Genomic DNA, 11,679 nt, shown 5'->3' on the forward strand with positions numbered 1-11,679 from the left:
TTGATTAACTCTGGAGTCCATTTTGGTCCTGTTGGATTATTTGGATCGATTGGTTCTCCTGGAGTTGGTTTTGGATCATTTGGATTTACCGTTGCAGGTTTAACTGTTACAAGAACTTTATATTCTTGGTTAGTTGTTGCATCAGCATCAAACTTACCATCTGTTGGATAGTTATTTTCAACAACTGTATATCCTTTAGCTTTCAGTGCTTCAATTGTCGCTGTTACATCTGCAGATTTAGTGAATGGTTTTCCTGTGTCTCCAGTGTCAACAACTGATGTAGCTACTCCACCTTTTTCAGTCTTATCAGTTTCGCTATTTACTTCGATGAAGTGTGTCACTGCTACTTGAGAACCATCTTTAGTATAGATGATTGTTGTATCAGAAGTTGGATTTGTTGGAACTGGTGGTTCGTATCCTTTCGTTGGATCTTTCGGATCTTTTGGAGTTAACGGCTGTCCATTTGGTCCAACTGGTGTTGTTCCTGGTACGTAAGGAATCGTAGTTGTTGGTGTTCCTGGTTTAGATGGATCATCTGAGTTTGGATATTGTGGATTTTCAATTGTAGGAGGAGTAAATCCTTCTGGTACTACTGGCACAAATTTACCTAGTGCTTTGTAGACTACATTTTCCGTAATATCTTTATCAGTCGCATTAACATTTTTAACATCTTTCTTAGAAGAGTCCACATCACCTGTAGCAATATAACCCTCCACTTTAGGGAGTTCTGATTTACCTTCTAATGTAGTATCATCATTTGTAGCTTTCCATGGTCCATAAGTGAAGTCTCCTGTTACAGGATCAACTGTAATTGCACGTTTGAACTCTACTTTATTTGTGAAGGCATCTGCTACATTTGTTCCTTTTTTAGCTGTATCTGCAGGTTTTAGTTCACCTTCTACATCTGAGTATTTGTAGTTAATTGTACGAGTTACTTCTTCTTTACGAGCATCTTCCAATTTCTTGATTAACTCTTCAGTCCATTTTGGTCCATCTGGATTATTTGGATCGATTGGTTGATCTTTCGTTGGAGTTGGATCGTTTGGTTGTACTGTAATTGAATCAACTTTTCTGTACACTACAGTTTCAGTAAGGTCTTCACCTTCTGCTTGAACAGTTACTGCTGGCACAGTTTTCGTACTTGGAATGTGGTTCGTTACCGCAGGAATCTCTGTTTCTGTTGGAGATGTTACCGCTGGTAATTCTTGAGCAGATGTCCATTCTCCATAAGTAATCTCTCCTGTTACAAGGTTAACTGATGAAGTACGAGTGAATTTAACTTCTTGTTCCACAACTTTTTGATTTCCTGTTGTTGGATCAATTACTGGTGCTCCATTTTCAAATACATATTTAACAGTACGTTTAACAGTATCAGTATTCTTCAATTCTTTCACAGATGCAGGCCATTTTGGTCCATCTGGTTTAGTAGGGTCTACTGGTTGATCTGGTTCTGGTTTTGGATTGTCATCACTATTCGGTTTTGTTGGGTCGAATGATGGTACTTCCACAACTTTAGGAGTTAATTTAACTACGAACTCTTGATCAGTTGTTTTGTCAGTATCAAATGCAGTATTTGCTGTAGCTGCTTTGAATCCATCAGAAACTAATGTATACCCTTTAGCTTCAAGGCTCTTAATAACTTCATCAACTTTAGCCTGGTTAAGAGTAGTGAAGTTTGTACCTGATGCTCCAGTTTCTGTTAATGAATCTGCTACCGTAACATCTACTCCATTAGAAACTGTTTTAACTACTCCATTAGCATCTGATTCTACAAATTTAACAGTTGCACGTTGTTTTTCTGGTGTATATAACACTTCTACTGTGTAATCTGCCGCTTCTGCGTCGATTTCTGCTGTTTTATCTACAGCTACTTTATCAGGTGTGTATCCTGCTACTTTTGGTGATGGTACATTGTTGAATTTATCATCTTTAGCTTTTTCTGCATCAGATAATGTAATTGCATCATTAGATGTTCCACCTACTGGAGTCCATGGTCCAAATGTTACAATTGATTTTTGAGTATCTGTTGCATCTGCTGCGATTGCTTTATTTGTAATGTGGTCGTAGTAAACTACACGAGCAGCATATTCTTCTGGAGAATCATATCCACTCTTATCTAACACCGCTTTGTAAGTTGCGTATTCTGTTGGATATCCTTTAGCTGCTAATGTGTAATCGATTGTACGGTCACGTTCAAAATGAAGTGTTTCAGTCACTGTCGGTGCAGCCGTTGTTCCACGTTTATCTGCTGGTACATCGTCTGTACTTGCATATTTGTACTCGATTGTACGTGTTACTTCTTGAGTATCTTTAATTTTACGAGTAACTTTTTTGTGACGTAGGTAAACATTAAATGCTTGGTCTACTTCTTTATCGTCATCAAACTTACGTCCACCCTCAATAGCTGTACCTTGAGTATTGTTTGTATAGTCATCAGTTACTAATTCATAACCAAGGTCTTCATATTTCTTGATTGTTTTAGCTGTTGCATAAGGAATCGCTGTATGAGATTTACCTTGTAATTCTGGAACACCATACGTTGTTTTCGCATCCGCCCCTGTTGTAGGAGCAGTTGCTGCTGTTTGAACTTCAAGAATACGAGCATCCCCTGTTGCATCTAAGTCGATGTAAGTTACTTTAGCTTTTTGAGTATCAGCTTTGTAAACAACATACATATCGAAGTCATCTTTGTCGTCTGCACGAACTTCTGATACTAATGGTTCGTATGCTCCAACATCCTTCGTATTATCGGCTACTGGAGTATATAATCCTACAGGTTGTTTTCCATTATGGATGTGTCCCATCTTACCCTCAGCATTTGGTGTAAAGTCAGCTGTTACTACTTCAGCTGTGTATCCTTTAACTGTTGGTGAGATAATTTCTTTGAATTTAGAGTTTTGATTACTTGAAGCTGTCCATTTACCGATGATAATTGAACCTTGATTGAACTTTGTTCCCGCCGGAATCGTATCTCCAACTTTATAAACATGCCCTGTTGCATCTGTAACTTGGTTTGCAGTTACTAATTCTTTATCAGTTGTGCCTGCTTCAGAGAAAATCTTGTAATCACGAGTATAATCAATCGTTTGTTTTCGAGTAACTGGTGTGTTATCGATTGCTACGATTGGATCATTATCTTTGTATGAATCTTGACTTGATGGATTGTCATCAGCATTTTCGTATACATAATGAATTGTACGAGTGATTGAAGCTTTTGATTGTGGTTTAACGATTGGTGTATACGTAGCTTTACCGTAGTCTGTACCATACTGACTAGTCACAGGATCTCCATCTACTTTATTGTTATAGTCAACATCTGGTTGTTGTTTTGTTACTCCAGTTCCTTTTCCTACAAATTTAGGATGTGGTGTAAATGTGATTTCACCAGTATCTTGTTTTAATGTGTACGTACCTTCATTTTCAATAACGATTTCTGTATCAGTTACTTTAGTATAACGACGATGTACTGTCTCAACTGCACCTGTTTCTGGATCAATGTGAACCGCATCTGGAAGAGTAACATTCATTAAGTCCTCGAAAGTAGAAGTTGTACGAGTTCCTTTTGGAATCACATCATTATTAGCATTGTAAGTAGTCCCATTAAGTGTAATACTTCCACCTTTTGGAACTAGTTGATCTGCAGAAGTTTCATTCACAAGAGTTCCTTCAAATCTTGTTTGAGTTCCTGCTGGGATCGTATCTCCTTTAGCAAAAGTAGTTTTCCACGTTGTAATTTGAGCTCCACCTACTATTTTAAGTGGTGTAACAAGTTCATCACCTACTTGTAGTTTACTTCCTGCTGGTACAACTACATTAGCCCCATTACGGATTACTGTCGTGTCCTCTGTTGCTGTTGGTAAAGCTCCTTCTAATACCGAACCTGCTGGTACTGACCCTGTTGTGAATCTTGCATTACTTACAGTTACATTTCCTGTACCATTAACGGCAACTGGTGACGAAACATTACCTAACTTAGTTCCTGCTGGAATTTTATCTACTGGTTTATAAGTGACTGTTGTTCCATCTGTTAATGTTAACGTTGTTTCTTTATCAACTTTTGTATCCTCAGTATATAATTTTCCTGGTATTTCTTTTCTAGTTGCAAAAGTTGGTTTCTCACTTGTATTTAAAATATCAACTCGTTTAGAAGTTTCTACAGATTCATTTGTTACAGTTTCAACTGTTCCTTTTGTCGGAATTGAAGGATTAGATGATTGTGGTTTTCCTTGAACGTCTTCTGTAGTTGTATCTTCTCCTACTGGACGAACGTCAATAACAGTTGGAATATAACTTGTATCCATAGACTTGGCACCGTTATTTCCGTTGTTTACATTTTCTAAGACCTTATCTTTTTCTGCTAAAGTAGTACTTGTTAAAGATTCTCTAATAGTATCTTCTGTAGCTTCCCATCCAGTGTGACTTCCATTATTGTCCCATGCACGGATAGCTACCCCTTTAGCTCTACCTACAAACCCTTTTTCTGGTTCAAAAGTAATTTTTGTAAAACTTAAACTACCTTGTTTAGAATTTTTGTTTTCCGAAGAACCTTCATTTAGTTTATAAACTCCAACTTTATTTCCTGCTGTATCATATTCAGTATATTCAGATAAGTAGTATTCTGTTTTACCTGTTAATTTATTCAATACTTTAACAGCTGTACCAAGAGTATTTCCTCTCGCATCTTTAACGACTACCTCAGTACCGTTGTAAATTGTTTGACTTAGGTGATCTTTCACCTCAACTGTTTTACCTGTTGGTTCTTCAGATTTAACAACTGTATCATTTAATACCATCTTAGGTGCTGTATTATCATCAATTTGCGCCCATTGTTTATAGTTAGATTCAATTGTTTTACCACTTGCAGTAAACATAGCATTAGTTGGGAAATTCACTTCTTGTTTTTTCCCTTGATAATCTTTTGTTTCATGACGAGTTCCTCGAGGTTGGTGAATAACGTTCGCAACGAAGTCTTCTACTTCCCCTGAAGATGCTAATCCAGTAGGTAATCTTAAGTCATTTTTATCTACTGAAATACGTAAACGAACACCAAGATTATCTACTGATGTATTTAATAATTGCGGTGTATTTTTAAATGTAATGTCATAAGTTCCATCAGCATTAGCAGTTACTAATTCAGATGATTCGTAAAGATCAAATTTACCATTTCCGTTAAAGTCAACCCAGCCACGAACATAAGCTACATCATTATTCACACCACGATTAACTTTGATACCTTTCAAAATATATTCATTTTCACTTGCATGACGTAGAGTGTATTTAGTTGCTACTGCTGGGTCAAGAAGTTGTCCTTCACCTTCATCAGGCAAGTTCCCTACACCAAGACCACGTGTTGCTTGGTTATATAACCCTTTAATTGGTAAACCATCTCCACCTTGTAATGTATTAGCTGTAGATAGAATTTCACCATTTTTAATAGCTACTTGCGTTCCATCAGCCATACGAATGACAGGGTTTTTACCATCTAATAAATACGTTCCTGTTTGTCCTTTAGAGTTTGTAACCTGTGTTGTTCCACTAACCAGACTAACTTCTTTATAATCTTCTGAATTTACTAAGTCATCAAGTACCCAAGCTCCATTTGGCTCAGCTATTGTTGTACGGAAGTCTGTATCTGCAGGAACATCTCCTAAATATGGTTGTGTCGCAGTTACTTGCGTTCCATTTTTATCCTTATTAAAGTTACCGATGATATGTTGTGCTGAACCATAAGAAGCTGGTGCATCCCCTCCATCATAGATAACGAAACCGACTGTTGCAGATTGGCTACCATTGGCATTAATGTAAACCCCTAAGTTCTCAACATTTTGAGAAAGTCCTATAGGAAGATCATAACCATTATTTACACCTGAATCAAAAGGTCCGAACAATTGGCTACCATAACCTGTTTCTGTTTTATTCGTCCATTCAGAAAGTTTATAACCGGTAGATAATGGAGCATTTGTTTTTCTGTCGAAAGTATTTAAAAAGTTACCATTACCTTCTCTATTAGGGAATAAACCTTTTGAGTTTGTTTTATTTTTATTCAAACGCATGAATTCTTCCCAAGGTGTACCATCAGATTCGAACTGAGTGAACTCCGCCACACTTAAATCTTCTGAATCAACTGCAATAGCATTAACCGCTACTGGACGACCATTATATGTTGCTGACAACTGGAACTTAACCCCAACGTTACCACCATCATAAGCTGGAGCGAACGCAGTTAATCGTTCACGAGTTACCCCATTTGAATCTTCATATTTAGTTTCGAACCCTGCTAATCGTAAATGACTCCAGTTTGGATCTTGTCTTGTTACAATAACATCTTCACGTTGAACAACACCATCAACTGGACTTCTATTAATATTCTCAGGTTCACCATTAGCTTTATTTAGAGTATATGTTTCTGTTGTAACTTTTTTACGAGAAAGTGAACTTACTGTAGCACTTAATGTATAACCTTTTACCTTAGTTGGAACATCGAAACGCATTCCTTCTTGAAGAACTTCGAATATTTCATTATTTCCTCGTCCACTAGATTGGTTGTTTTGTACTTCATTTTTTACATCATTATATGTTTTCCACAAAGTATATTTAGCTAATCCAGATGCTAAAAATGCAGGATCATTCGTTTTCTTACCTACTAACTCGGGGTGTGTAGTCGACTCAAGAACGGTACGAACCATTGTAAAACGTCCACGTTCTTGACGTCCTTTTGAACTAGTGAAGTCAACCATAGCCGGATTGTTAACGTATTCAACAGCTCCTACTTTTGTTCCATCAGCATATGTAATAGACGCAGTAGCGAAGTCAAACCAGTTAATTGCTTCACGAAGTTGACTATAGTTTTTCTCACCAGCTGAACCATAAGCTACATCACCAATAGCAAAATTATATGTTTTACTACCATTTTGATCTACCTTACCATTAGCCAATGTTACAGTTGCTACAGCTGCACCTGTATTACCTTTTCGTTTAACTTCAATCTTATCATCAGCAGTTAAAGTTGGGTTTGCTGTACGAATTTCTTTTTCAATCGCACGCGCTTCTTCCTCAGTAATATCACCAACATTATTAACAACAACTTTATTAATAGGGTTGCTAATGTTTATCATACTACCTGCTGGATCTGCCAACACCGCAGAAACTTTTTCATCATGTCCTGCTGCTTTCATTGCTGTATAAACAGCCTCTAAAGCATTATTCACTTCTGAGCGTTGTTTGTTTAATTCTTCAGCTGTAACTGTTTTTGATTTTTCTAATTCATTTGCTTTTTCAATGGCTTTTTTAGCATTTTCAATTGCTTGAATTAAAGCATCTTTTACTTTTTCATCTTTAACAGTTTTTTCTGCGTAAGCTAATGCAGAAGTATTTAAAGCTTTTGCTTCGTTGACTGCTTTTTCTAAGTCTTCTTTTGCTTTTTCTACTTCTTTAGCAGCTTCTTTTTTCTCAGAGTCTTCTTTAGAATCTTTTTTAGTGTCTTCTTTAGCTTTCTCTTCAATTTTTTCTTCTGCTGTTTCTTTTGGAGTTTCAGTTGGTTTTTCTACCACTTCTCCTGCTGTTTCTGGAACAACTAATTCTGGCTTTTCTACTACTGGAGTAGGATTTGCTGTTGTAGTTGCTTCAGGTTTTACTGAAGTTGATTCCACTGCTGGAGTCGCTGCAGCTGTTGTTGCTGTCTCTTTCTCCGTCGGAGCCGTTTTTTCTGCAATCGTGTTTTGATTAGATTCTGTTTTGCCAACAGTTCCATTTCCTTCGGTTTTATCCTTCACTAATGCAGAAGCAGGCTCTGAAGAAGCTTGTTCATTGGCTTGAGCCGTTTGCCCGCCAGCAAATACTAATGCTGTACCAATTAATACACTTGCTGCACCGAAATGATATTTACGAATTGAGAAACGCTGTCTTAATCCATACCAATTAAACGATTTTTTACGTTTATTTCTCATAACTTTTTCCTTTCTGAATAAATCATAATTATATTTTTAACACTGTCCGAATACACTGCAAATACACTATCTGCATTTATACATTCTATCAAAAATTTCTGGAAACACAAAGCATTTTATGCATAAGTGATATAAATTATTTTTTTCGTTTGATACAGGAAAAATATATAATGTATAAAGATTTTTTCTGATTCGTGTATTTTTTTAAACAGATTCCTTTTTTCTTCCAAAAATTTTACCTTTCTGAGAAGGAATTATAAAAAGTAATTATACGAAAATGTCATTCTAACCTTTATGTTTTATAAAGAATTTTTATGTTTGTTTCTACTATCTTTATTGATACAACACGAAAAAAGTCGAAGAGTTTCCTCTTCGACTTTCTCGAATTTTACTTGCAACTATTTTTCATCTTTGAAGACTTGAGTAACAGTACGATCTACATATGCTGCAGATACTACTCCTTCAAACTCTTTTTTTCCTGCTTTTTCAAAAGCATGTGTGTTAACGATTTTCTGCATTGCCCCTTTGACGGTTGCTTCATCTAAGTTTTCTGCTGGCTTAGCAATAACCAAGTTTTTATGTTTTCCATCTGCATTTTTAAACACTAGTTTTAATTCTTTTGTTGTTGTCATATTTTTCCACTCCTTTTCTTAATTATCCAATTGTATGACGGTAATGAGATACAACTGTTACATAGCTAACTGTCTCTTTCATCAATGTTTTCAAAGCTTCTCCAATTTCTTTTACTGCTGCTTCGTCTGCTGTTTCAATTAGATTTGGTAAACTTTTGATTCGTTTTGCTTTTCCTCTTTCCTCATCCATATGAAACACTTCTAATGTTGATTTTTGAAATACTTTTGCCATTTTCTTTTCCTCCTGTTTGTTTTTTTGTAGTGTCATGACTTCCTACACTATAAAAAGAAAATAACGGATGAATTTTACCCCTGTTCACTTAATTTATTATTAACGATTTCTTGAATCGCATCATAGTCATATCCTTCTTCTTCCAGACGTTGTCTTCTCTCTTCTCCATTTCCCCATAATCCAAGAATCACTTCATCTGCGATGTCTTCATTCGTTTTCTCAAGTAACGGATTCTTTTCCTCAGGTGTGGGTTCCTCATTATAGGATATATTCTCATTTTCTTCTGTTCCCATTCTAGAAAGCATTTCCTCTACTGTGCTTCCTAACTGTGCGAATTCATTCATTCGCATGACAAAATAATCTTTCACACTTTCAGTAGTTCCTCCATGTAACGCTAGGCTTCTATGCGGACAAGAAGTTGGAACAAACTCATGATGAAGTCTCACAGTATCCGTCGTAATAGAGAGTCCATAATAGAGTAAATCTTCCGTTGCTTGCATCAAAGTAATATCTTCATTTTGTAAAAATTCTTCGTCCGTGACTTTCATACTTTCACAAACTTCATATCCAATCGAACGAATATTACTCCACCAATCACCAGTATGATAGGCGATATTATACGTATCTACCACTCTCACAATTGCATCTCGATTACAATAATAATGGGCAATTCCTAACGATTTTTCACGGTATCTTAGCCATTCGATATACTGCTCTGGTGTCATAGAACCTGCATCATTATGAATCACTACAAACTCAACCCCTACTAAACGTCCACTATTTCCCATTAATGTTTCATTGATTTTTTCAACCATTTGACTCTCCTCCTTGAATCCATTGTTGATATTTCTTTTGAATTGCTTGTCGATCACGATAATATTTACTCTTGCAACGTCCTTCAAGTTCAGCCAATTCTTTAATAGAATCCGATTGTTCTAGGAACAACTCCAATGTTTTCTTCTGTCTTGGAGTTAGTAATTCGTACAGTTTTCCTAATTCTTCACTCGTCTCCAATTGACCTTGAATATCAATATCGCTTCCTAGCATAAACTCCAGACTCTCGTCACTACATTCTCGCATCTTTTGCTGATTTTCTTTTGAAAATTCTCGCAAACAAATCCATGTAAACCCTCGTTTGATATAGGCTGCATAAATATATCGTTGTTCTTCTAGAGGATTCCCTCCTAATCTTTGAAAAGTTTCTAATATTAGTATTCTTCCTAGCTGTAGTAAGTCTTGATATTCTGAATTCGTATTCGACACATGGTAACCTCTTAACACAGAATATAATACTGGTTCAAATGTTTGAAGATATTCTTCACTCCATTCTACTGGCATTTCCCAATACTCCATACTCCTCTCTCCTTTATTGCTTTTACAAGATCTTGTTACTAAAACTGTACGATAAATAACGGATTAAAACAAAATTCGTTTTTGCGTATTTTCAATGTTAATCGTAGAATTTCATCTTTTTTCCCTTTCATTATTATTTTTTTCTTAAAATTTGTGATATTTTTCACTTTTTAATTTATTTTTTGCCGGTTTTGTTATAAAATAAAAGAAAAAAGCATTGGGAGGTAATTATAATGTCAAACATTGTTATTGATTTCAACCGTAGTTGTGATGCTAGTATTTTCGAAACTTGTATAGAACATCAAGTTCCTGAAATTACTCGAGATATTGTTTTGTTGTACGATATTAGCGATGACCCTCGAACCGACTGCAACAGCATCATTGTCACCCGTTCTGGTCAGTGGTATATCACGCGCCAAACAACCTCTCAACTATTCGATTTATTACAAGAAAACACCCCTATCTCTTATACTCTCGCTAAAGAAATTACGAAAAAGTTTTCTACTATTCGTAAAAAGATACCGTATTGTTTTGACGATTTTCTTTATTTTCCTATTTATACTTTTTCAGATCATCATCATTGGTGTGGCTATCATCATTGCATTGATAAACAAAAGGTCGGAGACACTCTTCATTTATACTTTGATCAATCCTTAGAAATTATTTTGCCTTATAAATATTCCACCGCTATTTTAAATACTCAAACTTTCGATTCTCTTTTAAACAGTAACAAAGAATTTCATATGCACTTCTTCCAAAATTACCCAATTCATCAGTCTTCTACTAAAGAACAACTGTCTATTACTCGTTTTTGTCAATTTTTCATTCCTATTATTTTAGAATATATTAATAAAGTATCTCCCGGTGAAATAGATGCAAAAACTTGGGAGGAAGTCTTGAAGCATTTTGTAGAATGTTAAGGGTATTGGAGATAAATTGAAGCACAAAAAAAGATGCTTAACACTTTTAGTGTTAAGCATCTTTCCGATTTTCTTACATCTTATTTTTTGCGTAGACGTTCGATATCTCTTGCGATTTCTACTTCTTCATTTGTTGGAATATTTAATACTGTTACTTTCGCATTGTCTGATGAAATAATTGCTTCTGAACGAGTGTTGTTACGTTCTTTGTCAATGTCACATCCGAACCACGTAATTCCGCTAATGATTAAGTCACGGATTTTAATTGAGTTTTCACCGATACCTGCTGTAAATACAATCGCATCTACACCATTCATTACGGCAATGTATTGACCAATGTATTTTTGAACACGATCTACGAAGATTTCCATTGCTACTTTAGCATCTTCATTTGTTGCTGAAGCATTGTCAATATCACGCATATCGCTTGATAAACCTGATAATCCTAATAAACCAGATTTTTTATTTAAAATGTCAACCATTTCATTGATATCTGTAATGTTTAATTTGTTCATTAAGAATGCTACTAATGAAGCATCGATATCTCCTGAACGAGTACCCATTGTAACCCCTGCTAATGGAGTGAATCCCATAGA

The 11,679-nt window shown here is 35.7% G+C and carries 6 protein-coding genes and 1 pseudogene; 1 reads left to right on the forward strand and 6 read right to left on the reverse strand.

Features of this window, described 5'->3' with window-relative positions; translation table 11 throughout:
* From RYK07_RS07950 to RYK07_RS07970, 5 genes are all read right to left on the reverse strand, one after another.
* On the reverse strand, positions 1 to 7,946 hold a 7,946-nt coding region (locus RYK07_RS07950; protein ID WP_314853323.1), incomplete at its 3' end, for a mucin-binding protein.
* Between the two features lie 398 nt (positions 7,947 to 8,344).
* Complete coding sequence (locus RYK07_RS07955; protein WP_006703853.1) at positions 8,345 to 8,578, reverse strand: DUF2922 domain-containing protein; 234 nt, start codon at positions 8,576 to 8,578, stop codon at positions 8,345 to 8,347.
* A 22-nt stretch (positions 8,579 to 8,600) separates the two neighbouring features.
* The gene (locus RYK07_RS07960) at positions 8,601 to 8,810 is read right to left on the reverse strand and encodes a hypothetical protein (RefSeq protein ID WP_314853324.1); all 210 of its coding nucleotides are present in this window, start codon (positions 8,808 to 8,810) and stop codon (positions 8,601 to 8,603) included.
* 74 nt (positions 8,811 to 8,884) lie between these two features.
* On the reverse strand, positions 8,885 to 9,625 hold the full coding sequence (locus tag RYK07_RS07965) for an N-acetylmuramoyl-L-alanine amidase (protein ID WP_314853325.1): 741 nt from the start codon (positions 9,623 to 9,625) through the stop codon (positions 8,885 to 8,887).
* Positions 9,618 to 10,163: a hypothetical protein gene (locus RYK07_RS07970; RefSeq protein ID WP_314853327.1), complete on the reverse strand. Its 546-nt coding sequence runs from the start codon at positions 10,161 to 10,163 to the stop codon at positions 9,618 to 9,620. The genes RYK07_RS07965 and RYK07_RS07970 overlap by 8 nt, the downstream gene beginning before the upstream one ends.
* Before the next feature lie 233 nt (positions 10,164 to 10,396).
* Here RYK07_RS07970 and RYK07_RS07975 point away from each other — a divergent pair, with 233 nt between their 5' ends.
* Positions 10,397 to 11,083, forward strand: a complete 687-nt coding sequence (locus RYK07_RS07975) for a hypothetical protein (RefSeq protein WP_314853329.1) — start codon at positions 10,397 to 10,399, stop codon at positions 11,081 to 11,083.
* Positions 11,084 to 11,163: 80 nt separating this feature from the next.
* Here RYK07_RS07975 and RYK07_RS07980 read toward each other — a convergent pair.
* Positions 11,164 to 11,679, reverse strand: a pseudogene (locus tag RYK07_RS07980) (acetate kinase); the annotation flags it as partial.

This window comes from uncultured Granulicatella sp. (genome assembly GCF_963528315.1).
Lineage (GTDB): Bacteria > Bacillota > Bacilli > Lactobacillales > Aerococcaceae > Granulicatella.

Bases quoted from the DNA above. Each gene is read 5' to 3' on its own strand.
- RYK07_RS07955 (WP_006703853.1), bottom strand. From the start codon at position 8,578: ATGACAACAACAAAAGAATTAAAACTAGTGTTTAAAAATGCAGATGGA.
- RYK07_RS07960 (WP_314853324.1), bottom strand. From the start codon at position 8,810: ATGGCAAAAGTATTTCAAAAATCAACATTAGAAGTGTTTCATATGGAT.
- RYK07_RS07965 (WP_314853325.1), bottom strand. From the start codon at position 9,625: ATGGTTGAAAAAATCAATGAAACATTAATGGGAAATAGTGGACGTTTA.
- RYK07_RS07970 (WP_314853327.1), bottom strand. From the start codon at position 10,163: ATGGAGTATTGGGAAATGCCAGTAGAATGGAGTGAAGAATATCTTCAA.
- RYK07_RS07975 (WP_314853329.1), top strand. From the start codon at position 10,397: ATGTCAAACATTGTTATTGATTTCAACCGTAGTTGTGATGCTAGTATT.